The sequence below is a fragment of the Tropicimonas sp. IMCC34011 genome, assembly GCF_003390865.1.
Lineage (GTDB): Bacteria > Pseudomonadota > Alphaproteobacteria > Rhodobacterales > Rhodobacteraceae > Tropicimonas_B.
In genome coordinates this window covers 198,960-222,896 of record NZ_QMEJ01000002.1, presented here as the reverse complement: position 1 = coordinate 222,896, position 23,937 = coordinate 198,960, and the positions used below count along the sequence as shown (strand labels likewise).

General features: G+C 67.9%; 21 protein-coding genes and 2 tRNA genes. 15 read left to right on the top strand and 8 right to left on the bottom strand.

The annotated features are described in order from the left end of the window. A complete protein-coding gene (locus tag DQG15_RS07415) occupies nucleotides 1-912 on the bottom strand; it encodes an endonuclease/exonuclease/phosphatase family protein (RefSeq protein ID WP_232830754.1) in 912 nt (303 codons plus the stop codon). Between the two features lie 210 nt (nucleotides 913-1,122). Between DQG15_RS07415 and DQG15_RS07410 the strand changes: the two genes are divergently transcribed. The 3 genes from DQG15_RS07410 (at nucleotide 1,123) to DQG15_RS07400 (ending at nucleotide 5,085) form a co-directional block, all read left to right on the top strand. Beyond that, nucleotides 1,123-1,929 carry an ABC transporter substrate-binding protein gene (locus DQG15_RS07410; RefSeq protein ID WP_116084085.1) on the top strand — a complete coding sequence of 269 codons (807 nt, stop codon included), beginning with the start codon at nucleotides 1,123-1,125 and terminating at the stop codon, nucleotides 1,927-1,929. Between the two features lie 83 nt (nucleotides 1,930-2,012). Beyond that, nucleotides 2,013-2,684, top strand: coding sequence for an amino acid ABC transporter permease (locus DQG15_RS07405; RefSeq protein ID WP_116084083.1), 672 nt, complete (start codon nucleotides 2,013-2,015; stop codon nucleotides 2,682-2,684). A 187-nt stretch (nucleotides 2,685-2,871) separates the two neighbouring features. Continuing rightward, nucleotides 2,872-5,085: an NADP-dependent isocitrate dehydrogenase gene (locus tag DQG15_RS07400; protein ID WP_116084081.1), complete on the top strand. Its 2,214-nt coding sequence runs from the start codon at nucleotides 2,872-2,874 to the stop codon at nucleotides 5,083-5,085. Between the two features lie 78 nt (nucleotides 5,086-5,163). Here DQG15_RS07400 and DQG15_RS07395 read toward each other — a convergent pair whose 3' ends face one another. Both DQG15_RS07395 and DQG15_RS07390 read right to left on the bottom strand, forming a co-directional pair. Then, complete coding sequence (locus DQG15_RS07395; protein WP_157968934.1) at nucleotides 5,164-5,895, bottom strand: substrate-binding domain-containing protein; 732 nt, start codon at nucleotides 5,893-5,895, stop codon at nucleotides 5,164-5,166. Nucleotides 5,896-5,921: 26 nt separating this feature from the next. Next, the gene (locus tag DQG15_RS07390) at nucleotides 5,922-6,353 is read right to left on the bottom strand and encodes a CBS domain-containing protein (RefSeq protein ID WP_116084078.1); all 432 of its coding nucleotides are present in this window, start codon (nucleotides 6,351-6,353) and stop codon (nucleotides 5,922-5,924) included. A gap of 193 nt (nucleotides 6,354-6,546) precedes the next feature. Here DQG15_RS07390 and DQG15_RS07385 point away from each other — a divergent pair, with 193 nt between their 5' ends. Together DQG15_RS07385 and DQG15_RS07380 are read left to right on the top strand one after the other, a co-directional pair. Beyond that, nucleotides 6,547-6,711 (top strand): DUF1328 family protein, encoded by a 165-nt coding sequence (locus DQG15_RS07385; RefSeq protein ID WP_198665107.1) that lies wholly within the window; start codon nucleotides 6,547-6,549, stop codon nucleotides 6,709-6,711. 270 nt (nucleotides 6,712-6,981) lie between these two features. Then, nucleotides 6,982-8,706, top strand: a complete 1,725-nt coding sequence (locus tag DQG15_RS07380) for a chloride channel protein (protein ID WP_116084075.1) — start codon at nucleotides 6,982-6,984, stop codon at nucleotides 8,704-8,706. 79 nt (nucleotides 8,707-8,785) lie between these two features. On the opposite strand, the gene pepN is transcribed toward DQG15_RS07380, so the two are convergent. The 3 genes from pepN to glmU all read right to left on the bottom strand — a co-directional run bounded on the left by pepN (nucleotide 8,786) and on the right by glmU (nucleotide 14,784). Continuing rightward, entirely contained in the window at nucleotides 8,786-11,404 is a 2,619-nt protein-coding gene (gene pepN, locus DQG15_RS07375; protein WP_116084074.1) for an aminopeptidase N, read from the bottom strand. Between the two features lie 211 nt (nucleotides 11,405-11,615). Beyond that, nucleotides 11,616-13,433, bottom strand: coding sequence for a glutamine--fructose-6-phosphate transaminase (isomerizing) (gene glmS, locus DQG15_RS07370; RefSeq protein WP_116084072.1), 1,818 nt, complete (start codon nucleotides 13,431-13,433; stop codon nucleotides 11,616-11,618). 1 nt (nucleotide 13,434) lies between these two features. Continuing rightward, nucleotides 13,435-14,784: a bifunctional UDP-N-acetylglucosamine diphosphorylase/glucosamine-1-phosphate N-acetyltransferase GlmU gene (gene glmU / locus DQG15_RS07365; protein WP_116084070.1), complete on the bottom strand. Its 1,350-nt coding sequence runs from the start codon at nucleotides 14,782-14,784 to the stop codon at nucleotides 13,435-13,437. A 124-nt stretch (nucleotides 14,785-14,908) separates the two neighbouring features. Between glmU and DQG15_RS07360 the strand changes: the two genes are divergently transcribed. The 9 genes from DQG15_RS07360 (at nucleotide 14,909) to DQG15_RS18720 (ending at nucleotide 21,310) form a co-directional block, all read left to right on the top strand. Beyond that, entirely contained in the window at nucleotides 14,909-15,577 is a 669-nt protein-coding gene (locus DQG15_RS07360; RefSeq protein ID WP_116084069.1) for an HAD-IA family hydrolase, read from the top strand. Next, nucleotides 15,574-16,806: a DegT/DnrJ/EryC1/StrS aminotransferase family protein gene (locus DQG15_RS07355; RefSeq protein WP_116084067.1), complete on the top strand. Its 1,233-nt coding sequence runs from the start codon at nucleotides 15,574-15,576 to the stop codon at nucleotides 16,804-16,806. The genes DQG15_RS07360 and DQG15_RS07355 overlap by 4 nt, the downstream gene beginning before the upstream one ends. Before the next feature lie 117 nt (nucleotides 16,807-16,923). Continuing rightward, entirely contained in the window at nucleotides 16,924-17,745 is an 822-nt protein-coding gene (locus tag DQG15_RS07350; protein ID WP_116084065.1) for an EcsC family protein, read from the top strand. A 75-nt stretch (nucleotides 17,746-17,820) separates the two neighbouring features. Then, nucleotides 17,821-18,288, top strand: coding sequence for an HU family DNA-binding protein (locus DQG15_RS07345; protein WP_116084064.1), 468 nt, complete (start codon nucleotides 17,821-17,823; stop codon nucleotides 18,286-18,288). A 43-nt stretch (nucleotides 18,289-18,331) separates the two neighbouring features. Then, nucleotides 18,332-18,406 (top strand) — tRNA-Val (locus DQG15_RS07340). Between the two features lie 214 nt (nucleotides 18,407-18,620). Next, on the top strand, nucleotides 18,621-19,322 hold the full coding sequence (locus DQG15_RS07335) for a histidine phosphatase family protein (protein WP_116084062.1): 702 nt from the start codon (nucleotides 18,621-18,623) through the stop codon (nucleotides 19,320-19,322). A 16-nt stretch (nucleotides 19,323-19,338) separates the two neighbouring features. After that, nucleotides 19,339-19,414, top strand: a tRNA-Val gene (locus DQG15_RS07330). A 127-nt stretch (nucleotides 19,415-19,541) separates the two neighbouring features. Then, a complete protein-coding gene (locus tag DQG15_RS07325) occupies nucleotides 19,542-20,918 on the top strand; it encodes a CoA transferase (RefSeq protein ID WP_157968933.1) in 1,377 nt (458 codons plus the stop codon). A gap of 260 nt (nucleotides 20,919-21,178) precedes the next feature. Further along, nucleotides 21,179-21,310 carry a hypothetical protein gene (locus tag DQG15_RS18720; protein WP_255415118.1) on the top strand — a complete coding sequence of 44 codons (132 nt, stop codon included), beginning with the start codon at nucleotides 21,179-21,181 and terminating at the stop codon, nucleotides 21,308-21,310. Between the two features lie 71 nt (nucleotides 21,311-21,381). Here the strand turns inward: DQG15_RS18720 and DQG15_RS07320 are convergent, their stop codons facing one another. Together DQG15_RS07320 and DQG15_RS07315 are read right to left on the bottom strand one after the other, a co-directional pair. Continuing rightward, nucleotides 21,382-22,041, bottom strand: coding sequence for an RraA family protein (locus DQG15_RS07320; RefSeq protein ID WP_116084059.1), 660 nt, complete (start codon nucleotides 22,039-22,041; stop codon nucleotides 21,382-21,384). Continuing rightward, a complete protein-coding gene (locus DQG15_RS07315) occupies nucleotides 22,034-22,783 on the bottom strand; it encodes a FadR/GntR family transcriptional regulator (RefSeq protein ID WP_116084058.1) in 750 nt (249 codons plus the stop codon). The genes DQG15_RS07320 and DQG15_RS07315 overlap by 8 nt, the downstream gene beginning before the upstream one ends. A 168-nt stretch (nucleotides 22,784-22,951) precedes the next feature. Here DQG15_RS07315 and DQG15_RS07310 point away from each other — a divergent pair, with 168 nt between their 5' ends. Continuing rightward, on the top strand, nucleotides 22,952-23,935 hold the full coding sequence (locus DQG15_RS07310; protein ID WP_116084056.1) for a tripartite tricarboxylate transporter substrate binding protein: 984 nt from the start codon (nucleotides 22,952-22,954) through the stop codon (nucleotides 23,933-23,935). Nucleotides 23,936-23,937 lie beyond the last annotated feature (2 nt).

The following is a 23,937-nucleotide window of genomic DNA, read 5'->3' as shown; positions in this document are numbered from 1 at the left end:
TCAGCGGGGCAGGACGAGATCGGCGAAGACGGGGTAATGGTCCGAGGGCCAGACGCCGTCATACCGCCGCCGCAGGACCTCCGGGCCACCGGCGAGGGACACGCCGTCCGTCGCCGCGATATGGTCGATCGCACCGAAGAGGTTCAGTCCCCGGTTCAGGTGGTAGGTCGCGCCGCGCACGCCGGCGAAGTCGAACCCCGCCTCTCGCAGGATCCCGGCCGTCCGCATCCATTCCATCGCGTTCAGATCGCCCAGAAGGATCACCGGCTCTCCCGCCGCCATCCTCGGTGCCATCCGCTCGGCCACCAGCCGGGCGGAGCGGGTGCGGTTGCTGCCGCTGCGATACTCGAAATGCACGTTGATTACGGTGAATGCAGGCCCGCCCCGCCGGTCCCGAAGGCGCGCCCAGGACGCGAAGGCGGGCCAGGAGCCGTCATAGGTTCGCGAATAGATCACGTCGGGCGTTTCCGAGAAGAAGAACCAGCCCTGGTCCAGCATGTCGAGGCGGTCCGCACGGTAGAAGATCGGCTGGGTATTCGGAAACGAGGCGGGGGGCCCCGAGGCCGCGACGGCGTAGCCGGGCAGGGCGCCCAGGAGGTCGTCCCGCGCGAGGTTCACGTCGCCGGACGCGCCGCCGCCGAAGCTCTCCATCTCCTGGAATGCGACGATGTCGGCACCGATATCCCGCAGCGCCGCCGCCGCCGGCCCTCGCCTCCGCGCCCAGTCGCCGACGGACCAGTCGCCCTCCTCGGCCCGGAGCCGGATGTAATGCACGTTCCACGTCGCCATCCGAAGCGCGCCGGGGGCGGCGGGGGAGACGGGCACGTCCGTGCGGTCCGACACGAGCGCGGTACAGCCGATGAGGGCGAGGCTCAGAAGGGCGGTCAGAAAGGCGCGGAACGCTGATGTCATGAGCGGCATCCTACCCGGCCCCGCCCATTGCCGCGAGCCTTGATCCCCGGAGTGACAGGGGGGCGCGCGGCGCGGGGGTGACGCAAGGCTGATGTTTTAAACGTGAACAAAGTAGTTGAACATGCACCGGCCTCATGCGAGCCATATGATCTTGGATCAAGCGGTACCACACAAGACCGCATCCGGCATCCTACAGGGAGTCCAACAGCCATGACCATGACACGACGTTTCATCCTCGGCGCCACGCTGGCGCTCACCGGCGCCGCCACCTTGAGCGCCGCCTCTGCCGATACGCTCCGCGTCGGCTCCTACCCGGCGAACCCGCCGTGGGAGTTCAAGAACGAAGCAGGCGAGTTCGAGGGCTTCGAAGTCGATATCATCAACGAGATCGCCGCCCGGATGGGCGATGAGACCGAGATCACCGGGCTCGATTTCCGCGCCCTCTTCGTCGCCAGCGCCTCCGGCCGCGTGGACGCGGTGATCTCCTCCCTGACTATCACCGAGGAACGGCTGGAATCGCAGGCCTTCACGCAGCCCTATTTCTCGGGCGCGCTCGGTGTCGGGACCAAGGACGGCGCCGGCATCTCGACGATCGAGGATCTCGCCGGCAAGCGCGTCGGCTCCATCGCCACCTCCTTCCCGGAGACCTGGCTGCAGGAGCGCAAGGACGAGATCGGTTACGCCTCCTATGCCAGCTACGACAGCACGGCGAACCTGCTGACGGATCTGCGCAGCGGGCGGATCGAGGCAGCGGTGAACGACATCGTCGGTCTGCGCTATGCCTTCGCGCAGGGCAACATGCCCGGTCTCGACGTCGCGCTCGAGATTCCGACGGGCGACAAGTTCGCCATCATGATGCCGAAAGGCTCGGACAAGCTCGAAGCCGCCAACGAGGCGCTCTCCGAGATGAAGACCGACGGCACCATGGCCGAACTTTACGAGAAGTGGTTCGGCGTCGCGCCCGCCGAGGACAGCCTCACGGTCACGCCGCTGCCGATCCCGACCTCGGCCGACTGATCCGGCACGCCGGGTCCGGGGGGCGGTTTGAAGCCCCCCGAACCTCGCTCCCCTGACGCTACCAGACAACGAAAGAGGCGCGGATGGACGTCTTCGAGATCTTCTTCAATCTTGACGTGATGCGCCGGGCCTTCCCGATCCTGATGCGGGGGGTGGTGAACACACTCCTCCTCGGTGGCGCCGCGACGATCTGCGGCGGCATCCTCGGGGTCCTGATCTGTCTCGTGCGGCTCTACACGCCGAAGCCGTTCCGGCTGCTCGCGACGTTCTACATCGACGTTCTCCGGGCGATCCCGGTCCTCGTCGTGCTGATCCTCGTCTATTACGCGCTGCCGTTCGCCGGCCTCACGTTCTCGTCCTTCGTCGCCGCGACCATCGCCCTGTCGCTGGTCCTCGCGGCCTATACGGCGGAGGTCGTCCGGGCGGGGATCGAAGCGGTGCCGAAGGGCCAGTTCGAGGCCTGCTCCGCCCTTGGTCTGCGCTTCGGCGTGACGATGCGGAAGGTGATCCTGCCGCAGGCGCTGCGCATGATGATCCCGCCGCTTGCCTCCTATTGGGTGTCCATCATGAAGGACACGTCGCTCGCCTCCGTGGTGGCGATGGAGGATCTGCTGAAACAGGCGACCGACGCGCAGGCGCTCTTCGCCAACCCCACGCCGCTCCTTCTCGCGGCCCTCATGTACATTGCCTTTCTCTGGCCGATGGTCCGTCTCACGGGCTGGCTCGAGCAGCGCTACAACCGGTCCCGGCGCTAGGACAGAGGCCCCGTGATCTGCGCAATCGCGGCGCGGCACCCGTGGTTCCGCGACGCGATGCGCGGCGCGGGGGAGCGCGACGAGACCGCCCGTGGCCCATCGTGACGCCGGGCGTCCGCCGTCCCTCCAGTGGACCTTCGCGCGCCGGTCCAGTAAAGCACAAAGCAAGTTAAGGAGGACGATCCGAATGGCCGATCAGAAATTTCCCGATGTCGTGTATACCAAGGTGGACGAAGCGCCGGAGCTGGCCTCCGCCTCGCTTCTGCCGATCATCCGCAGCTTCGCCACTGCCGCCGGCGTCTCTGTCGGCCTCAAGGACATCTCGCTCGCTGGCCGCATCCTCGCGCTCTTTCCCGAGCGCGTGAAGGAGGATCGCCCGGACGATCTGAAGGCCCTCGGCGACTGGGTGAAGACGCCCGACGCGAACGTCATCAAGCTGCCCAACATCTCCGCCTCGGTGCCGCAGCTCGTCGCCGCGATCCGCGAATTGCAGGGTCAAGGCTTCGATCTTCCCGACTATCCCGAGGAGCCGCAGACCGACGAGGAAAAGGAGGCCCGCGCCCGCTACGACGCGGTGAAGGGCTCCGCGGTGAACCCCGTCCTGCGCGAGGGCAACTCGGACCGCCGCGCCGCCGTCGCCGTGAAAAACTACGCCATGGCCAATCCCCATTCGATGGGAGAGTGGTCCTCGGACAGCAAGACCCATGTCTCCGCAATGTCCTCCGGTGATTTCTACTCCAACGAGACCTCCCGGACGCTGACCGAGTCCCAGGGCGGGCGCGTCTCGATCGAGCACGAGGCCGACGACGGATCCGTCACCGTGCTGAAGGAGGTCGAGTTCCCCGCCGGCACCGTGGTCGACGCGACCTACATGTCCGCCTCCGCGCTGGACGCGTTCCTCGCCGAGCAGATCGAGAAGACGAAGGAAGAAGGCATCCTCTTCTCCCTTCACCTCAAAGCCACGATGATGAAGGTCTCCGACCCCATCCTCTTCGGTCACGCGGTGCGCGAATTCCTGAAGCCCGTCTTCGAGACGTACGGCGACGAGATGAAGGCCGCCGGGATCTCCCCCAATGCCGGCCTCGGCGATCTGATGGCCCGTCTGGCCGACATGCCGCAGAAGGCGGAGATCGAGGCCGAGATCGAGCGTGTCATGAAAGAGCGTCCGCCGCTCTACATGGTCAACTCGGACCGTGGCATCACGAACCTGCACGTTCCCTCCGACGTCATCATCGACGCCTCGATGCCCGCCGTGATTCGCGCCGGCGGCAAGGGCTGGGGGCCCGACGGGGAGCCGGCGGACGTCAACTGCGTCATCCCGGACAATTCCTACGCGCCGGTCTATGACGAGGCGATCCGCTACTTCAAGGAAACCGGCGCCCTCGATCCCACCAAGTCGGGCACCGTCCAGAACGTCGGCCTGATGGCGCAAAAGGCCGAGGAGTACGGCTCCCACCCGACCACCTTCGAGATTCCGAAGGCCGGCACGGTGCGCATGAAGCTCGCCTCGGGCGAGGTTCTCCACGAGCACCGCGTCGAGGCCGGCGACATCTGGCGCTCCGCCTCCGCGCGCAAGGCCGCGATCGAGGATTGGGTGCAGCTCGCCATCGACCGTCAGAAGGCCGAGGGCTGCGAGGCGATCTTCTGGCTCGACGCCGAGCGCGCCCACGACAAGCAGCTGATCGACTTCGTGAAGCCGATCCTCGAGGCCGAGGGCGTCGCGGGCAACTTCAAGATCCTCGCCCCCCGCGAGGCGACCCGCGCCACCCTCGAGACGATCCGCAAGGGTGAGAACTCCATCGCGGTTTCCGGCAACGTGCTGAGGGACTACCTGACCGACCTCTTCCCGATCCTCGAGCTCGGGACATCGGCCAAGATGCTGTCCATCGTGAAGCTGATGAACGGCGGATGCATGTTCGAAACGGGCGCCGGCGGCTCCGCGCCCAAGCACGTCCAGCAGCTTCAGGAAGAGAACCACCTGCGCTGGGATTCCCTCGGCGAGTTCTGCGCGCTCGGGGAGAGCCTGAAGTTCCTCGGCGACAAGAATGGCAATGAGAAGGCCCGCCTGCTCGGCCGCGCTGTCGAGACGGCGACGCAGGGCATCCTGGACCACGGCCGCTCCCCGGGCCGCAAGGCCGGCCAGCCGGACAACCGCGACAGCCACTACTACTTCGCGCTCTACTGGGCGAAGGCCCTCGCCGGGCAGGACGCTGACAAGGAACTGGCCGAGCACTTCACTCCCATCGCCAAGGCGCTGGAAGAGAACGAGGACAAGATCATCGAGGAGCTGCGCGCAAACCGCGGCGCCGAGGTCGATCTGGGCGGCTACTACAACATCGACCCCAAGAAGGTCGCGTCGATCATGCGCCCCTCGGAGACGCTGAACAGCATCATCGGCTGATCGAGCCGAAGCATGTCAGTTGAAAGGCGGCGGGGCAGGGGCTCCGCCGCCTTTTTCATGCGGGTCTGGTCACAGCGGTCAGGACCCAGAGCTGGGCACCTTCTCGCCCAGCTCCTCCTCGCGGACCGGATCCAGCCCCGCCTCGGCGAAGACGGAGGCCGTCGCGCCCGTTCTCAGGAACGCCAGGAACGCCTCCGCTGCCGCGCGCATCTGAGCATCGAGGCCGAAGCCCGCGCCGAAGACGAAGGTCCGATCGAAGTCCGGCGGGAGCGGACCGGCAATTGAGATGCCGGGGATGGGAATGAGTTCGCTCATCTGCTGGAAGCCCAGATCCGCCTCGCCCCGCGCGACGACCCGACCGACGCGTTCGGAGTAGATCGTCCGGGCGGTCTTCGCCATTTCGCCCGCAATCCCGAGGGCGGGGAAGACCTCGTCACTGAGGTAGATCCCGCTGGCGCTGGCGGCATGCGCGACGGAGCCTGCAGCAAGGAGGGCGCGCCTCAGCGCCGGGGCGGTGGAGATGTCGGGGACCGGCTCCCCCTGCCGCACCGCGGCGCCGATCCTCGACTCCACCAGCGGCACGAAATCCCCGGAAAAATGCCCCTCCGCGGCGTAGCGGGCATGGGCGGAGGCGGCGAGAAAGTAGAGGTCGAACCGCTCCCCGGCCTTCAGCCGCGTCGGAATGGAATCGTGCGCGTCCCCGAGCGAGGAGCCGAAGGCGATCTCCACCTCGCCGTCATATGCGGGGAGCAGCGCTTCGATGGGGGCGGCCTGCGCGCCCGAGGTGACGATCCTGAGCGGGCGGGTCATCGGCGTTCCTTCATTCGGATGCGCGATCAATGCCCCATGATCATGCCTTCGAGGGCATCCTTCTCCATCGCGACCTCGATCAGGCGGGCCTTCACGACGTCCCCTTGGGTGATCATGCCGACCATGTGCCCCTCCTCGACCACGGGCATGTGGCGGAACCGTCCCTCGCTCATGCGCAGAAGCACGCTCTCGGCCGTATCGGAGCGGGCGCAGGTCTGGATATTCTCCGTCATCATCGCCTCGACCTCGTCCTCGAGGCAGGAGGGTCCCCGCCGCCCGATTTCCCGCACGATATCACGCTCGGAAAGGATGCCGGCCACGTGGTCGCTGTCCGCTGACACGACGACGGAGCCGATGCGCTTGTCTGACAGAAGCCGGGCGGCCTCGGCCACCGTCGCGCCCGGTGCGATCGTGACGACGCCATTCCCCTTAGACGCAAGGATTTGCGATACCAGCATGACGTCTCCTCCTCGAAAAATCATGTCGTATCACTGAGGGGACCGCAGGGTGCGGCATCGTGTCAATACGAAACCGCTTGACTGGCAGAAGAACGCCCAACCCCGTTAGTCAGGAACATCGACTGCGCGGGCCTGTTGTCCCAGAAGCTGTCACAAGGAGCGGGCTGCAGTTTGGCAGGCCGAGATATCCATCATGCGCTTCTGGGCGCTCGTCTTTCTAGGTCTGGCGGTCATCTGCGCCATATTCGGCTACTCGGGAGCGTCCGGCGAAGCCACGGAGGGCATTGCCAGGATTCTCGCGACGGTCTTCGCCATGCTCTGCGTGCTCACGCTCGCAATTCAGATGATGAATAAGTGATATACGGCGAGTCGCCTTCTGTCCAGTCCCCTCAGGGTTGCGGGTAAGTTCGCCGGGATCGAAGAGGACTAACCCAAGCCGGCCTGGGGCAGAACCAGATCGGGGTTGGAGCGGCTGAGGCGATCGCCTAGTACTCGCCTCACGGGCGGGATGCGCGACCCGATCGGCATTGGAAAGTACGTCCTGTTCGTCAGATCCGGGACCGATTGCTGAGATGGGACCGCCTTCATGACCTCCCAGGGCAGGCGGGCGCCCCGGGACAGCCCCCCGATGATCCGAGGGAAACGCTCGCCGGAGGCAGTCGTGACAGGGTCCAAGGGCAATTCGGTCGCCTCGGCGCGGCGGCGTCAGGCGGCAACGGGCGCGGTGGTCCACGCCTGGCGGGTCCTTCTGTCCCGCGGTCCCAGTCAGGCGCAGTTCTGGTTCATCGCCCTCGCACTCGGTATCGCCTCGGGCCTCGGCGCCGTCGCCTTCCGGGCAGCCATTTCCGGAGCGCAGGCGCTGTTCTACGGCACCGACGACATCCGCACCCTTCACAGCTTCGCACGCACGCTGCCGTGGTACGTCATCTTCATCATTCCGGTCCTCGGCGGACTGGTCGTCGGACTGATCCTGTCGCGGATGACGCCGGATGGCCGTGTGCGGTCGGTGGCGGACGTGATCGAGGGTGCGGCGCTTCACAAGGGACGACTGGAGCAGAGGGCAGGCTATGCCTCGACTCTGGCCTCCCTCGTCACCCTCTCCACCGGCGGCTCGACCGGCCGGGAAGGCCCGGTGGTGCACCTCGCCGGCCAGATCTCCGCCTGGGTCTCCCGCCGCATCAATGCCGACGGGATCACCGGGCGGGATCTCTTGGGCTGCTCCGTCGCCGCGGCCGTGTCGGCCAGCTTCAACGCGCCGATCGCCGGCGCCATCTTCGCCATGGAGGTGGTGCTGAGGCATTTCGCGGTCCACGCCTTTGCGCCCATCGTCATCGCCTCCGTCGCGGGCACGGTGGTCGCGCGGCTCTGGTTCGGCGACGTGACCGAATTCGAGCTGACCGAGCAGACGGCGCTGGCGTTCTACGTCGAGTTGCCGGCCTTCCTGATGCTGGGCCTCGTCTGCGGCGTCGTTTCCGTGGTCCTGATGAAGGCCGTCTTCTTCACGACCGAGCTCGGGGATCGCTACACCTCGCGCACGAGGCTCGCGCAGACGGTTCGGCCGATGCTCTCGGGTGCGGTCCTCGGCGCCATCGCGATCTGGTTTCCGCACATCATCGGCGTCGGCTACGAGACCACCTCCGCCGCGCTTACGGGACGCATCCCGCTCGTCGAAGCCATCGCCATGGCGGCGATCAAGGTGGTCGCCGTAGCGGTGACCATGGGCGGGCGGATGGGCGGCGGCATGTTCTCCCCGTCCCTGATGGTGGGAGCGCTGACTGGCCTCGCCTTCGGCGCCATCGCCACCGAGGTCTTCCCGGAGGTCTCCGGGGCCGCGACGCTCTATGCCCTGGCCGGCATGGGGGCCGTTGCCGCCGCCGTCCTCGGCGCGCCGATCTCGACCACGCTCATCGTCTTCGAGCTGACGGGGGACTGGCAGGCGGGGATCGCGGTCATGGTCTCCGTCTCGCTGGCGGTCGCGGTCTCCACCCGCCTCGTGGAGCATTCGTTCTTCCTCACCCAGCTTGCACAGCGGGGGGTGCGGCTCGCGGCGGGGCCCGATTACCTGCTCGACCTGCAATCCGTAGGGGTCGTCATGCGGTCGATCGACAGCCCTCGCGCCGCGCCGGAGGCTGCCTGTCGCGCGCTGATCGAGGAGGGCGTGACGCTGTCCCCCTCCAACAATCTGACGGACGCGATGGAGATCTTCGACGAGGCCGGCCACGCCTTCGTGCCCGTCGTGGCGCAAAGCAAGGAGGCCGGCCCCCCAGAGCTTCTCGGCGCGATCTTCCATCTCGACGCGGTCCGCGCCCACAATCGCGCCATCGCCGAACGCATTCGCGAAGAGCATACCTGAGCGGGCCGGGCCACCGCGACGCTGCGCATGATCGCTTGGCCGGGCATTTGACGCCCGGCGCCCGGTTGATCCCCCGATCCTATGCCAGGATGCGCCCCACCATCTCGGATGTATCGCGGCTGAGGCCGTCCACGGCGGAGAGGCGCTCGAGGTTCTCCCGGATCATGCCCTGACGGTCGGCGTCGAAGCGCTTCCATGTCTCGAAGGCGGTGGTCAAGCGCGCGGCGGTTTGCGGGTTCACCGGGTCGAGCCGGATGAGCCAGTCGGTCACGAGGCGGTAGATCCGCCCCTCCGGCTCGTGGAAGGCGGCGACGTTGCCCGTCAGCGCTCCGATCACGGACCGGAAGCGATTGGGGTTGGTCCAGTCGAAGGCGGGATCGCCGGTCAGCCTCAGGGCCACGTCATGCGCCTCGGCGGGCGAGGCGGAGGCGGCCTGGAGCGCGAACCACTTGTCCATGACGAGCCGGTCCCCCTCCCAGCGGCGGCGGAAGGCGGCAAGCTCCTCCTCGCCCTTGCCGATCCGCAGGAGCGCGCCGAGGGCGCCGAGCTGCTCGGTCATGTTCCCGGCCTCGGCGAACTGCGCCGCCGCGCGCGAACCGCCATCCACCCGCGAGAGGTACGCCAGCGCCGCACCGCGCAGCGCCCGCGCGCCCGCGCTCTCCGCGTCGGGCGTGTAGGGGCCGGGGACGCGCATCTCGTCGTAGAGCCTCGACAGGACCGGCTCCAGCGTTCCGCCGATCTCTTCGGCAAGGCGCCTCAGGGCCGCCCAGATCGCGGTGGGCTCGGGGGTCGCGCCGCCGTCGTGGATCGCCTGCGCGAGGTCGTCCTGGCTCGGCAGGGAGAGGGCGAGGGCGCGGAAGGCAGGGTCCAGCGCGTCGTCCTTCGCGACCATCTCGAGAGCCGAGAGGTAATGCGGGTCGGCCTCGGCGCCCTCCGTCACCATCCGGACGAGGACGTCGCGGGCGAGGGCGCGGCCCGCCTCCCACTTGTTGAAGGGATCGGTGTCATGGGCGAGGAGGAAGGCGCGCTCCTCCGCGCTGGTCTGCCGCTGGAGGATCACCGGGGCCGAGAAGCCCCTCAGGATCGAGGGAACGGGGCGGCCGGGCACGCGCGGCGCGTCCGATGCGAGGTCGGCATCCCCCGTGCCGAGGCCGATTTCCACCCTCTGCTCCGCCTCGGTCAATTCCACGACCTCGGTCGCCATGATCTCGTTCCCGCCCGCATCCAGAAGCCCCAGCGCGATTGGGATGACGAGGGGGGCCTTGTCCGGCTGGCCGGGCGTGGGCGGGGTATGCTGGCGGAAGGTTAGGGCGAGCCGGCCGGCCTCTTCGTCCCACTCCTCCGACACCTCGACGCGAGGCGTGCCGGCCTGCGAATACCAGAGCTTGAACTGTGACAGATCCCGCCCGGTCGCGTCCTCGAACACCTTGAGCCAGTCCTCGATGGTGCAGGCCTGCCCGTCATGGCGCTCGAAATAAAGATCGAGGGCCGCCCGGTAGGCCTCCGCGCCGACGAGCCGGCGCAGCATCCCGATCACCTCCGCGCCCTTCTCGTACACCGTTGCGGTGTAGAAGTTGTTGATCTCGATATAGCTTTCGGGCCGCACCGGATGCGCGAGCGGGCCGTTGTCCTCCCGGAACTGCCGCGCGCGCAGGGCTAGCACGTCGTCGATCCGCTTGACCGGCTCGGAGCGCATGTCCCCGGAAAACTGCTGGTCGCGGAAGACCGTCAGGCCCTCCTTGAGGCAGAGCTGGAACCAGTCCCGGCAGGTCACGCGATTGCCCGTCCAGTTGTGGAAGTACTCGTGGGCGACGATGCCCTCGATCATCTCGAAGTCGACGTCCGTCGCGGTGTCGGGGCTGGCCAGGACATACTTCGAGTTGAAGATGTTCAGCCCCTTGTTCTCCATCGCGCCCATGTTGAAATCGTCCACGGCGACGATGCTGAAGACGCTGAGGTCGTATTCCCGTGCGTATTCCTGTTCGTCCCAGCGCATGGACCGGATGAGCGAGTCCAGGGCATAGTCGCAGCGATCCTCGTCGCCCGGCCGGACGTAGACGTTGAGCGCGACGGGCATCCCCGAGGCCGTCGTGAAGGTGCCCGACTTCGCCACGAGGTCCCCCGCGACGAGCGCGAAGAGGTAGGACGGCTTCGGCCAGGGGTCGTGCCACTCGGCGCTGTTGCCCTCCTGCGCGCCCGGATTGCCGTTCGACAACATGACGGGCAGCGGCGCGTCCTCGGGCCCTTCGATGCGCACGTTGAAGGGGGCCATCACGTCGGGCCGGTCCGGGTAGAAGGTGATCTTGCGAAAGCCCTCCGCCTCGCATTGGGTGCAGTACATGCCGCCCGACATGTAGAGCCCGTCGAGCGCGGTATTACCGGACGGATCGATCTCCACCTCCGCCTCGAAGACGAAGGGCGTACCCGGAACGTCGCAGGTCAGGCCTTCGTCGGTGATCGTGGGCGATACGGGGGCGCCGTCGATGCTCGCCTCGATCAGCTTCAGCTTTTCTCCGTGAAGGAAGAACGGCCCGGAGGGCGCCGCCGGATTGGGCGCGAACGTGATCCGGCTGAGGACCCTCGTGGCCGTCGGATGCAGCCGGAAAGTAAGGGAGACGTCACCGACGATCCACGGGAAGGGAGCGTACTCCTCCAGCCGGACGGTCCTGTCGCTGGCGCGCGGCGCGTGGTCTTTCATGCCGAAGGCTCCCTCAAATGGTCGGTGCGTGAGCGTAGACCATTGGAGTGCAGGTTCAACGGGAGCGTCGGGACAGTGATGGAAGGGTCGAGGGGAGCCCTTTAAGGGAACGGCGTAAGAGGCTGATTTCAAATCACAACTAAACCGCGCTCCCCTCTATGGAATTCGGCCTGCAAGGCGCTGGCAAGATTGATTTTCTACCTCACGCCCCTCACTCGACCGTCACTGACTTGGCGAGGTTCCGCGGCTGATCGACATCCGTGCCCTTGGCGACGGCGGCGTGGTAGGCGAGGAGCTGCACCGGGATCGCGTAGAGGATCGGAGCCAGGTCGGCGGCGATCTCTGGGAGGGTGAGGACGCGCCAGCAGCCGTCGCCGGCTTTCCTTGCGCCCGCGGGGTCGGTGATCAGAAGGATCCGGCCGCCACGGGCCATGACCTCCTGCATGTTGGACACCGACTTGTCGAAGAGCTCGTCGGACGGCGCGAGGACAACGACCGGAACGGTCTGGTCGATCAGCGCGATGGGACCGTGTTTCAGCTCGCCGCTCGCATAACCTTCGGCATGTATATAGCTGATTTCCTTCAGTTTAAGCGCGCCCTCCAGGGCCAGCGGATACATCGCGCCGCGCCCCAGGAAGAGCGCGTCCTCAACCTCGGCGACCTCGCGCGCGATGCGCTCGACCTCAGCGCTCTCCCCGACGGCATGGTTCACGAGGCCCGGCAGGCTGGACAGCGCGCCGAGGCGCGTCTCCATCTCCGTCCCGCTCAGCACCCCCCGGTCGGCGCCGGCCTTGAGGGCGAGCATGTGCAGGACCGTGAGCTGGCAGGTGAAGGCCTTGGTGGAGGCGACGCCGATCTCGGCGCCGGCGAAGATCGGCAGGACGATGTCCGAGCCACGGGCGATCGAGCTTTCGGCCACGTTGACCACGGAGGCGATCCGGTCGACGCGGCCCTCGCAGTAGCGCAGGGCGGCCAGCGTGTCCGCCGTCTCGCCCGACTGGGAGACGAAGATCGCCAGCGTTCGCGCAGGGATCGGCGGCTCGCGGTATCGGAACTCGGAGGCGATATCGACCTCGGCCGGAAGACCGGCGATCCGCTCGAACCAGTATTTCGCGACGAAGCAGGCATAGTTCGCCGTGCCGCAGGCGACGAGGAGGACGCGATCGTACTGCGAGAAGTCCAGCCCCGGCTCCGGCAGGACGATCTCTTGGGTACCGGCGTAGTGGCGGATCGTGTCGCCGATGACGGAGGGTTGCTCGGCGATCTCCTTGGCCATGAAGTGGCGATGACCGCCCTTCTCGATGCGGGCGAGGTCAATGTTCACCGTCTTGACCGGGCGCTCGACCGCATGGCCCTCGGCATCCATGATCTGGGCGGACTGGCGGGTGAGGACGGCCCAGTCGCCATCCTCGAGGTAGGTGATCTTGTTCGTCATCGGCGCCAGAGCGATGGCGTCCGATCCCACGAACATCTCCCCCTCGCCATGTCCGATCGCGAGCGGAGAGCCGCGGCGGGCGGCGATCAGCAGGTCCTCCTCCCCGTCGAAGAGAAGGCAGAGCGCGAAGGCCCCCTCGAGGCGGCCGAGCGTCGCCTCCGCCGCGCCCTGGGGGGAGAGACCGGCCCTCAGGTGATGCTGGACGAGGAGCGCGACGGTCTCGGTGTCCGTGTCGCTCTCGGTGCCGAGGCCGAGCTCCGCCAGCTCGGCGCGCAATTCCCGGAAATTCTCGATGATGCCGTTATGGACGACAGCGACCGGCCCGGCCTTGTGCGGATGGGCGTTGACGACGGTGGGGGCGCCGTGGGTGGCCCAGCGGGTATGGCCGATGCCGGACTTGCCGGGCAGCGGCTCGTGGACGAGGAGATCGGACAGGTTGACGAGCTTGCCAACAGCCCGTCGCCGGTCGAGCGTGCCGCCGTTCACCGTGGCGATGCCGGCGCTGTCATAGCCGCGATATTCGAGCCGCTTCAGGGCTTCGACGAGAATGGGGGAGGCTTCGTGGGAGCCAAGAACGCCGACGATACCGCACATCTCAGTGAGTCCTCTTCGCTTTCTGCGCCTTCAGTCGCGCCATCAGGCGGCGGGCAAGGTTGGGCTTGTTCGTCTGGCGTGCGCGGCCGATGGCGAGCGCGCCCGGGGGCACGTCCTCGGTGATGACGGAGCCGGAGCCCGTCATCGCCTCGGCGCCCACGCTCACCGGCGCCACGAGCATGGTGCTCGATCCGATGAAGGCTCCGGGTCCGATCTCGGTGCGGTGCTTCATGACGCCGTCATAGTTGCAGGTGACCGTGCCTGCGCCGATATTCGCGCCCGCCCCGATGGAGGCATCGCCGACATAGCTGAGGTGGTTGACCTTCGCGCCCTCGTCGATGGTGGCGTTCTTGATCTCGACGAAGTTGCCGACCCGCACGTCCTCGGCGAGCTCCGCGCCGGGGCGGAGACGAGCGTAGGGGCCGACGATGGCGCCGCGGGAGACGTGGCAGCCTTCGAGATGGGAGAAGGCGCGGATGCGGGCGCCCGTCTCTACCGTGACGCCGGGGCCGAAGACCACGTTCGGCTCGATCACGACATCCCGGCCGATCACCGTGTCGAGGGAGAAATGGACCGTTTCCGGAGCCTGAAGCGTCACGCCGAGTTCGAGGGATGCGGCGCGGGCGGCCGCCTGGAACGCCGCCTCCGCGCGGGCCAGATCGGCTCGGGAGTTGATGCCCAGCGTCTCCGCCTCGTCGCAGGAGACGGCGGCAACGTCGAGCCCGCGGGCGCGGGCATGAGCCACGATATCGGTTAGGTAGTATTCGCCGGCGGCATTGTCGTTGCCGATCTCGGCAAGAAGGCCGGGAAGGAGGGCGCTGTCAGCGCAGATCACGCCGGAATTGCAGAAATCGATGGCGCGCTCCGCCTCGCTTGCATCCTTGTACTCCACGATGCGCTCCAGCCCGCCGTCCTTCACCACGAGGCGGCCGTAGCGGCCGGGATCGGCGGCATAGAAGCCGAGCACCACGACCGCGGCACCGGCCCGGCGTGTCTCCAGCATCCGCTCCAGCGTGGCGGCTCGGATGAAGGGCGTATCGCCGTAGAGGACGAGTGTGTCGCCCTCCATCGCGGTGCTCTCGGGCAGCGCCTGCCGCACGGCGTGGCCGGTGCCGAGCCGCTCTTCCTGAATCGCGATGCGGACGGTCTCGTCCATCTGCCGGGCAACGGCCTCCACCGCCTCCGCGCCGTGTCCCGCGACGATCGTGCAGGCCTCGGGGGACAGTGTCTCCGCGGCGGACATGGCATGGGCGAGAAGGGGAGCGCCTGCGACCTCGTGCAGGACCTTCGGAAGATCGGACTGCATTCGCGTGCCCTGGCCCGCGGCCAGGATGATAACGTTCGTGGGCATTGCCTCGCCTGCTCTTGTTTTGGCCTCGCGATCCCGTATTACGCGGGCGACGAATGGCTGCAAGGGACCTGCACGCTCCGGGCGATCACTTGCGGTGTCACCCTGTCACAAGGCTCCTCCCATCATGCGCACGGTCATCTTCGATCTGGACGGAACGCTGGCCGATACCAGCAAGGATCTTCTGGAGGCGGCCAATGCCTGCTTCCGGGATCTCGGCCATGACGATCCGCTGACGGACGCCGACAGCGCGGTCGCGGTGCGCGGCGGACGGGCCATGCTGCGCCTTGCCTTCGACCGGCTGGGCGGGCCGTGGGACGAAGGAATGGTGGACCGCGAATACCCTGCGCTCCTGAGCCATTACGAGACGAGGATCGACACCCACACGGTGCTCTATCCCGGCGCGATGGAGGCCGTGGCAGAGCTGGGGCGGCGGGGTATCGGCGTCGGCATCTGCACCAACAAGCCCGAAGCCCTCGCGCAGCTTCTGCTCTCGCGTCTGGGGGTGAGGGACGCGTTCGGATCCCTCGTCGGCGCAGATACGCTGGCGGTGCGCAAGCCCGATCCCGAGGCGCTCTTCGTCGCCGCCGAGCGGGCCGGGGGACTGCGGCACCGCGCGCTTCTCGTGGGGGACACCGTGACCGACCGTGACACTGCCCGCGCCGCCGGCGTGCCCTGTGCCCTCGTCACGTTCGGCCCCGGCGGGCGGAGCGTGGAGGAGCTGGAGCCGGACGCGCTTCTGGAGAGGTTCGAGGATCTGCCGGACGTCGCCGAGCGACTTCTGGGGGCGGCATGACCGGAGCGGGCGGGGAGCAGACGGACGGGCAAGAGGTCTTCACCGGCTCGTTCACCCAGCAGGAGCCGATTCCCGACGAGGCGATCCTCGCCGCGAGCGAGGTCCTGCGCTCGGGGCGGCTTCATCGCTACAACGTGGGGCCGGGGGAGGTGGGGGAGACCGCCCGTCTGGAGCAGGAATTCGCCGCGCTGACCGGCGCGCGCTACTGCCTTGCCGTCGCCTCCGGGGGCTACGCCATCTCCTGCGCGCTCAGGGCGGCGGGGGTGGAGCCCGGAGCGCCCGTCCTCACCAACGCCTTCACGCTGGCACCGGTGCCCGGCGCGATCGTCGCGGCCGGCGGCCGTCCGGTCTTCGTGGAGACGGGTGGCGATCTGACCATCGACCTTGCCGACCTCGAGACGAAGGCAACCGAAAGCGGCGCGCGTCATCTCGTCCTCAGTCACATGCGCGGGCATATCGGCGACATGGACCGGCTCTTGGCCTGTACCGAGGCGCTCGGTCTCGTCGTGATCGAGGATTGCGCCCACACGATGGGTGCGACGTGGCGCGGCATTCCCTCCGGGCGGCACGGGCGGGTCGGCTGCTTCTCCACCCAGACCTACAAGCACGTCAATTCGGGCGAGGGGGGCCTCCTGATCTCGGACGACGCGGACACCTTCGCCCGGGCCGTCCTCCTCTCGGGCAGCTACATGCTCTGGGACCGCCACATCGCCGCGCCGGGACCGGAGAGCTTCGCCCCGATCCTCGGCGACGTGCCCAACATCTCCGGCCGCATGGACAACCTCCGGGCCGCGATCCTGACGCCGCAGCTGAAACTGCTGGACGAGCGCTGCGCCGCGTGGACCGAGCGCTACCGGACCGTGGAGCGGGAGCTGGCGGACGTCCCCGGTCTGCATCTCTTCACGCGGCCGCCCGAGGAAGGCTTTGTCGGCTCCTCCTTCCAGTTTTCCCTCCCGGGCGCGGCGCCGGAGACGCTGACCGACCTCGTCCGTGCGTGTTCCGCCCGCGGTGTCGAGCTGAAGTGGTTCGGCGCGGCGGAGCCCCACGGCTATACCTCGCGCTACAGTCACTGGGCCTATGCCGCGCCGCCCGAGCTGCCGGCCACGGACCGGACGCTTGCGACGCTCCTGGACATGCGCCTGCCGCTGACCTTCACGCTCGAGGATTGCGCCCTCATCGGCCGGATCATTCGGGGCGAGGTGCAGCGCGCGATGGCGTCGACCGGGTAGGGCGGGCGTCCGGGCCAGGGCGTCGGCGCGTCCCCGCCGCGGACCTTCCGATAAGCGTCGTAGGGTCCTATATTTCTCCGGAAGGCGAGGGGATGACACAGCGATGGACCGCAAGCCATGAGCGATAGCAGACTACCGGCGACGCCGGGCACCGCGGGCGTTCTGACGGAGGCGCTCAAGGCCCAGGCGAAGTACGAGGAGGCCCGCGCGACGCGGCTCGGTCGCGGCGCCGAACGCCTGACTGCGCCGCTCGGAAGCGTTGCGGCGCGGCTGGTGCCGCCGGGGCTCGTGCGGCGCGGCCTCGCCGCCGCGGACCGCTTTGCCGGGATGACCCTGAGGGACGTCGTCCCGCCCCACGACATCGACGATCTCGCCGCCTGCGATGCGGCGGCGCTGAAGGTCCAGGGCTGGTCCGTCGGCAGCAACGCGGCCACCGGCGGTGCGGCCGGCTGGTTCGGCGCCGCCGGGATGAGTGCTGACATCCCCGCCACCATCGCGCTCGCCGCCCGAAACGTGCGCGCCACGGGCGCGGCCTACGGCTTTGCCGGCGAGGGAGAGGAAGAGGCCGCCTTCCGTCTGATGGTCCTGGAGGTCGCGACGTCCATCGGCGAGGAGGGCCGGCAGACCACGTTGCACAACCTCAATGCCATGGCCCGCTATCTCGCGACCCCCGAGGGCCGGATGGCGCTGGAGAAGGGGGGCGAATGGGTGTCCGAGAAGATCGTGGAGCGCCTCGCCCGGCAATTCGGCGTGTCGCTGGCCGGGCGGCGGGCCGGCCGCCTCGTGCCCGTGGTCGGCGGTGCCGTCGCGGCGATGGTGAATGCAAGCTTCCAGACCGACGTCTCCCGCGCCGCGCGCTACGCCTATCGCCAGCGCTGGCTGATGGCCCGAAAGGCCTTGCCCGCCCCGCCGCCGGACACCGCCGAAGAGGATTCCTGATCCCGGTTGCACCGCGCCTTGGCTGCTGTACGATTCGCCCCGATCTGGCTCATTGGCCGGCAGGAAGGACCTTGCATGAACGACAGCTCCGAGACTCCCGATCCGAAGGGCCCTCCGGCGGCCGCCGCCGGCCGCCGCCCCTCCGATCCGCCGCTGCCCCGCGACGACGGCACTGTCTCCACGGACAGCATCGTGCCGCCGGTGACGGTGGTCTCGCCGGAGCCCGTGGTGGCCGGAGCGACGGTCAAGAAGCCTGAGCTTATCGACCGTGTCGTGGCCCAGTCCGGCGTGAAAAAGCGGGACGCCAAGCCCGTGGTGGAGGCGATGCTCGGTGTGCTCGGTGAGATGCTGAGCGACGGGCGGGAGATGCAGGTGCCGCCCCTCGGAAAGCTCATGGTCGGCAAGCGGAAGGAGGTCAGCGGCGGCGAGGTCCTGAACCTTCGGCTGCGCAGGACCGGCGGTGCCGCACCGGGACCGAAGAGCCAGTCCGGGCCGGACGAGAAGGGCCCGGAGCCCGGCGACGATGCGGAAGGGGCCGACTGAGCCCTTGCGCTTGTCCCGAGGCGAGGCTATCAGACCCGCCGTCGGGTGATTAGCTCAGTGGTAGAGCGCTTCGTTCACATCGAAGATGTCGGGGGTTCAAATCCCTCATCACCCACCATCCATCTCCTTGCAAATCACCTTGACCGGCTTCCGTCACGAAGTGCCTGCCGGTTCAGTGAACCCCGGTGGCAGTTCGAGCGGCGGTCCGGCTCAAGGTGGAGACCGCGCCCGCGTGATCTGAAGAGTGCCGTGTCCGTCATCCAGAGGCACCCCCTCGATCGGCTGTCCCGCGGCGGCGGGCATCTGGACGCGGATCGCGCCGCCCGGCTACGATGGCGCAGGCCCATAGCTCCGGAGCAGATCTCATCGTCTCCCACCTTCCCGACGTCTCGGACCATGCACCGCTTGGTGCCGGAATTCCTTGGCCCGACCTGCCGCCGCTCTGGATCCTCCGCCACGGGCAGACCGAGTGGAACGCCGAAGGGCGGATGCAGGGCTGGCTCAACTCAGCCCTGACCGAGACAGGCCGGGCGCAGGCCGCGCAGCAGGGCGACCTTCTGGTGAACGAGGCCTTGCCGGACGGCGTGCGTCTGCTCGCCTCGCCCCTCGGGCGCGCCCGGCAGACGTCAGAGATCGTTGCGTCCGGCCTCGGCCTGCCCATCGAAACGGACGACCGTCTGAAGGAGATCGGATGCGGACCGTTCGAGGGAGAGCTTCTGACCGATCTCGTCTCTCGGCATCCCGACGTCATGGACGGATGGGAAAGCGGCGGCGACTGGCACTTTCGCATCGAGGGGGGCGAGGGACGCGCTGCCTTCGCCCGGCGTTGTGCCGCGCTTCTGGACAGTCTGACCGGCCCGACGATTCTCGTCTGCCACGGGATCACCGGTCGGATGATCCGCGCTCTTGCACTCGGGCTGAACGAGGCTGACATGTGGGCGCTGCCGGGAGGGCAGGGAGTCGTCTGGCATCTGCAGGATGGCGCGCAGCGGACGCTCGGCAGCGACTTGCGAAGGACCGTCCCGCTGGGCTAGAGACCGCACGGGCGCCGGGTGGTTAGCTCAGTTGGTAGAGCGTCTCGTTTACACCGAGAATGTCGGGGGTTCGAATCCCTCACCACCCACCATGCCCCGCCGGATCGGAGGGGCAGGGCCGCGCGGGGCCCTCGCAACGTCGACGCCCCGCGATTTGACATGGTCCGCGCCTTCATGCGTCATCTGAGCGGGCCGTCGCCGGCTCCTGGGGAGTCCCGAATGTACGAAAAGCGCGCGCTCCCGATCCTCGAATCGCTGCTGGAGGGCGTCCAGTGGCCGGACGCGCCGCTGGACCGGCTCGAAATCATCGATTCAGGGCTTGCCCTCGCGACGGACTGGCCGGTCACCGCCAATGCCGTCGCCGCCCTCGCGGCCGTCGGGCTCGCCACATCGGCGCTCCATGAATGCCGGACGGGGGAACGCCGCCCGGTCCGCGTCGATACGCGCGCGGCGGGGCTCGCCATGGCGTCCTCGAGCTTCCTGCAGATCGATGGCCGGAACGCGAAGTTCCGCGATCCTTTCACCGGCTTCTACGAGGCGGCGGAGGGCGAGTGGGTCTTCCTGCACGGCAACTTTCCGCATTTGCAGGCGGGCCTGATCGACCTTCTCGGCGTGTCCGGCCCGGAGGATGTGGCGCGGGCTGTCCGTGCGCGCGATGCGTCCGGGATCGAGGAGGAGGCGATCGCCGCCGGTCTCTGCGCCGCTCGCGTCAGGACCCGCGAGGAGTGGGAGGCGGAAGATCACGCGCGGGCCCTGGAAGCCCTGCCTGTCCTCGGCATCGAGCGTATCGGCGACGCCGCGCCCCGGCCGAGGGGCGCAGGGGATAAGCCGCTGAGCGGCACCCGCATGCTCGATCTGTCCCGCGTGATCGCCGGGCCGATGGCCGGGCGCACGATGGCCGAAGCCGGTGCGGACGTGCTCCTCGTCTCGGGTCCCGGCCTGCCCTCTATCACCTCGCTCGTGGTCGATACGGGCTTCGGCAAGCGCGCGGCCGAGATCGACCTGCAAAGCGATGCGGGGCGGGCGCTCTTCCGGCAGCTTGCCGCGGACGCCGACGTGATGCTCGATGCCTATCGCCCCGGCGCGCTGGACGGGCTGGGCCTCGGCCGCGATGCGATGATGTCGGTCTCCCCCGGCCTCGTCCACGTGGATCTCGACGCCTTCGGTCCTGTCGGGCCCTGGGCCGGCCGGCGCGGCTATGACAGCCTCGTGCAGGCCACGACGGGAATGTGCCGCAGCGGCCGCGAGGTTCCGGCGAACCTTCCGTGCCAGCCGCTCGACTATCTCTCCGGCTATCTCGCGGCCTTCGGTGCGATGCTGGCGCTCCTGCGACAATCACGGGAGGGCGGCAGCTGGTCCGTCCGGCTCTCCCTCGCGGGCACGGCTCAATGGATGCGGCAGACCCATGACCGGCTCGGCCCCGAGACGAGCCGCCCCGAACGGGGGCCGGGCATCGAGGAGATCGCGGACCTCCTCCAAGGCACCGATACGGAGTTCGGCGCGGTCAGGGCCCTGCGTCCGCCCCTTCAGGGACCGGAGTGGCGCTGGCCTTCGCCGCCCGTCCCCCTGGGCACGAACGCGCCTGAGTGGGGCTGACGCCGGCCGGTCATTCATGGGGGCGTGCCACCTCGCCGCTGGCCGCTGCCGCGCGACTTATTTCCTAAGTGCCCCGCAACAGGCTTGCGCAGGGCCGCGGTGCGACTAGATTCCCCTGACGCGTCGGACCATCTCGGTGACCGCCGCGCGAAGGCTCATCGAAGTCATCGCCCTGACGCCATGTCAGGCAACCCTGATTTTCCTGAGAATCGGACCGTCCGGCATGTCGCCGGACCGGTGGTTCATCCAAGGAGGACATCATGTCCAAGGGCAATAACAGGCGTGGAAACAAGGAAGTGAAGAAGCCGAAGCAGGAGAAGCCGAAAGTTCTCGCAACGGCCAATTCGGGCGTCGCCAAGCCGATTTCACTCGGCGAGAAGAAGGGCCGGTAATCAATCGGGGGCGGGCGCTTGCGCGGCACCCGCCCCCATTGCCTGCCCTTCGCGAATGGCGTCGGCGGGGATCAGGCGGGCCAGACCGATTGCAGTTTCTCGCCCTTGAGGATGCGTTCGCGGGCCGATGCCTCGTTCCGGCCGTTGGCATCCGCTTCGTCGGCGATGGCGATCAGGTGATCGCGGGGCACGCAGATCACGCCGTCAATGTCGGCGAAGATCACGTCGCCGGGCTTCACCGTGACTCGGCCGATGGTGATCGGAATCTGGCTCTCGGCCGGCTCCTTCCGCCCGCTCACGCCGACCGGGCTCGGATGCGTGCCGAAGAGGGGGTAGCCGAGGCGGCGCACCTGAGCGAGATCCCGCACGGTTCCGTTCACGATCGTCGCCGCGGCGCCGGCGGTCTTCGCGCCGGTGGACATCAGCTCTCCCGAGCAGGCCCCGTCCGCGCAGGAAGCGTCTAGGACGAGCACTCCGCCCTGCGGGACGTTGTCGATGGCATTGTGGTAGACGTCCTGCGGCTCACCCTTGCGATCCGACGGCTTGAAGGACACGGTCACGGCGGGGCCGACGACGACAGCGCCCTCATCGAGGGTCCCCTGCAGCGAGATCCCCTCGAGGTAGCCGAAGTGGCCGAGGGCTTCCATGCTGTCGTGGACGTCGCCCGAATACCAGGCCTTCAGCCTCTCGATCGCATCCTGCTCGGCGGGGCTGTAGTCGGTCTCAAACATTCGATTTCTTCTCCCTTTCGGTCTGCGCGGCAATGCGCAGATATTCGGTGCTGCGTGCGATCTGCTCTCGCATCAGGTCTTTCGCGCCGGCGCCGTCCCGGCGCGCGATACGGTCGTAGATCTGCTCGTGTTCGTCGTAGGCCTCGGTCAGCGACTTCGTCGGAACGCGGCTCGACACCTCGATCATCTCGGTGATGAGGTTGGCGAAGTTCTCGTACATCAGCGCGAGGATGGAGTTGCCGGAGGCGTGGACGAGGGCGAGGTGAAAGCGGGCGTCGGCGATGACGAACGCATCGAATGCGCCGTCGTCACGTGCCTTTTCCATTGCGCGGAGGGCCTGGGTCACATCCTCGGTCACAGGGGTCTCGGAGGCGACGAGAAGGTCGATGACCTCCGTCTCGATCATCCGCCGCGCGCCCATGAGCTGTTCCAGATACTCCGGATGCGCCGCCATCTGCTGCCGCACCGTGACGGCGAGGGAGCTGATGAACTCGCTGACATCCTGCCGCACGACGGTGGTGTTTCCCCCGTGGCGGCGCTGGACGAGGCCCTTGGTCTCGAGGGCCTGGATCGCTTCGCGGACGGAGCGCGTCGAGACGCCGAACTCCTCGGCGATGCGGCTTTCTGAGGAGAGCTTGTCCCCGACCTTCAGCTCGCCGCCGAGGATCCGCTCCTCGAGCGCCGTCATGACGCCGACATGCAGCCGCTCGCGTGATCCGGTCTGCGCAGCTCCGATGCTCATGGTGGTCCCTCGCGTTTGTCCTTTCGCGTCGCCCCGGTCCGCCGCTGCCCGAGAAGACCGGTTGACGGATGCGCTCGCTCCCGATTACGGTACTTGTGACATAAGTCATATGTCAAGTGCGGCCTCCAGAGGAAGGATGCCGCGAACCGGATCAAAGGGAGGAACACGATGCTTCATGTAAAAGGCGGATCTCTTCGCGGTGCCTTCGGCGCGGCTGGCCTCGTTCTCGTCGCGACCACCGGCGCTGCCATGGCGGACTGGCCCGAGCGGGCGGTCACCGTGATCGTGCCGTGGTCGGCCGGTGGCGGCACCGATGCCACGGCGCGCGCCGTGGCCGCTGAACTGGAGGAGAAGTTCGGCCAGCCCTTCAACGTCGTGAACCGCACCGGTGGCGGCGGGCTCGTCGGCCATTCCGCAATCGCGAACGCCGAGCCCGACGGCTACACGCTGGGCGTCATCACCATCGAATCGACGATGTATGAGCCGCAGGGCCTCTCCGGCGTCACCACGGACGACTACACCTATATCGGCCGGTTCAACGCGGACCCGATCGCGGTGAACATTGCTGCAGACGCCGAGTATGACGACGCTGAAGGGCTGATCGAGGCCGTGAAGGCCGATCCGGGCGGCATCGCAGCCTCCGGCGCCAATCGCGGCGGTCTCTCTCACCTTGCCTGGATCGGTCTTCTCGACCGGCTGGATGTCGATCCTGCCGAGGCCAACTGGGTCGCGTCCGACGGCTCCGCTCCGGCGCTTCAGCAGCTTGCCTCCGGCGCCATCGACGTCGTCTCGACCTCTCCGGCCGAAGCGCAGTCCCTCGTTGATGCAGGCGAGGCGCAGACCGTCGCGCTCATCTCCTCCGAGCGCAGTGATCTCTATCCCGACCTGCCCACGACCACCGAGATCTTCGACATCGACTGGTCCCCGCTGCCCTTCCGCGGAATGGCCGGGCCGGACGGTATCCCCGACGAGGTCGTGACCGCCGTCGAAGGCGCCCTCGAGGAGATCACGCAGGATCAGGAGTTCCGGGACTTCATGGCGTCCCGCGGCTTCTCGGTTGCCTACCAGGATGCAGCCACCTTCGGCGAGACCGTGAAATCCTCCGGCGAGGGCCTTGCCTCGGCGATGGAATCGGCCGGTCTGACCCAGTAAGG

What these genes read in the sequence shown, in the direction of transcription:
- DQG15_RS07415 (WP_232830754.1), bottom strand. Translation starts at nt 912, where the DNA reads ATGACATCAGCGTTCCGCGCCTTTCTGACCGCCCTTCTGAGCCTCGCC.
- DQG15_RS07410 (WP_116084085.1), top strand. Translation starts at nt 1,123, where the DNA reads ATGACCATGACACGACGTTTCATCCTCGGCGCCACGCTGGCGCTCACC.
- DQG15_RS07405 (WP_116084083.1), top strand. Translation starts at nt 2,013, where the DNA reads ATGGACGTCTTCGAGATCTTCTTCAATCTTGACGTGATGCGCCGGGCC.
- DQG15_RS07400 (WP_116084081.1), top strand. Translation starts at nt 2,872, where the DNA reads ATGGCCGATCAGAAATTTCCCGATGTCGTGTATACCAAGGTGGACGAA.
- DQG15_RS07395 (WP_157968934.1), bottom strand. Translation starts at nt 5,895, where the DNA reads ATGACCCGCCCGCTCAGGATCGTCACCTCGGGCGCGCAGGCCGCCCCC.
- DQG15_RS07390 (WP_116084078.1), bottom strand. Translation starts at nt 6,353, where the DNA reads ATGCTGGTATCGCAAATCCTTGCGTCTAAGGGGAATGGCGTCGTCACG.
- DQG15_RS07385 (WP_198665107.1), top strand. Translation starts at nt 6,547, where the DNA reads ATGCGCTTCTGGGCGCTCGTCTTTCTAGGTCTGGCGGTCATCTGCGCC.
- DQG15_RS07380 (WP_116084075.1), top strand. Translation starts at nt 6,982, where the DNA reads ATGATCCGAGGGAAACGCTCGCCGGAGGCAGTCGTGACAGGGTCCAAG.
- pepN (WP_116084074.1), bottom strand. Translation starts at nt 11,404, where the DNA reads ATGAAAGACCACGCGCCGCGCGCCAGCGACAGGACCGTCCGGCTGGAG.
- glmS (WP_116084072.1), bottom strand. Translation starts at nt 13,433, where the DNA reads ATGTGCGGTATCGTCGGCGTTCTTGGCTCCCACGAAGCCTCCCCCATT.
- glmU (WP_116084070.1), bottom strand. Translation starts at nt 14,784, where the DNA reads ATGCCCACGAACGTTATCATCCTGGCCGCGGGCCAGGGCACGCGAATG.
- DQG15_RS07360 (WP_116084069.1), top strand. Translation starts at nt 14,909, where the DNA reads ATGCGCACGGTCATCTTCGATCTGGACGGAACGCTGGCCGATACCAGC.
- DQG15_RS07355 (WP_116084067.1), top strand. Translation starts at nt 15,574, where the DNA reads ATGACCGGAGCGGGCGGGGAGCAGACGGACGGGCAAGAGGTCTTCACC.
- DQG15_RS07350 (WP_116084065.1), top strand. Translation starts at nt 16,924, where the DNA reads ATGAGCGATAGCAGACTACCGGCGACGCCGGGCACCGCGGGCGTTCTG.
- DQG15_RS07345 (WP_116084064.1), top strand. Translation starts at nt 17,821, where the DNA reads ATGAACGACAGCTCCGAGACTCCCGATCCGAAGGGCCCTCCGGCGGCC.
- DQG15_RS07335 (WP_116084062.1), top strand. Translation starts at nt 18,621, where the DNA reads ATGGCGCAGGCCCATAGCTCCGGAGCAGATCTCATCGTCTCCCACCTT.
- DQG15_RS07325 (WP_157968933.1), top strand. Translation starts at nt 19,542, where the DNA reads ATGTACGAAAAGCGCGCGCTCCCGATCCTCGAATCGCTGCTGGAGGGC.
- DQG15_RS18720 (WP_255415118.1), top strand. Translation starts at nt 21,179, where the DNA reads ATGTCCAAGGGCAATAACAGGCGTGGAAACAAGGAAGTGAAGAAGCCG.
- DQG15_RS07320 (WP_116084059.1), bottom strand. Translation starts at nt 22,041, where the DNA reads ATGTTTGAGACCGACTACAGCCCCGCCGAGCAGGATGCGATCGAGAGG.
- DQG15_RS07315 (WP_116084058.1), bottom strand. Translation starts at nt 22,783, where the DNA reads ATGAGCATCGGAGCTGCGCAGACCGGATCACGCGAGCGGCTGCATGTC.
- DQG15_RS07310 (WP_116084056.1), top strand. Translation starts at nt 22,952, where the DNA reads ATGCTTCATGTAAAAGGCGGATCTCTTCGCGGTGCCTTCGGCGCGGCT.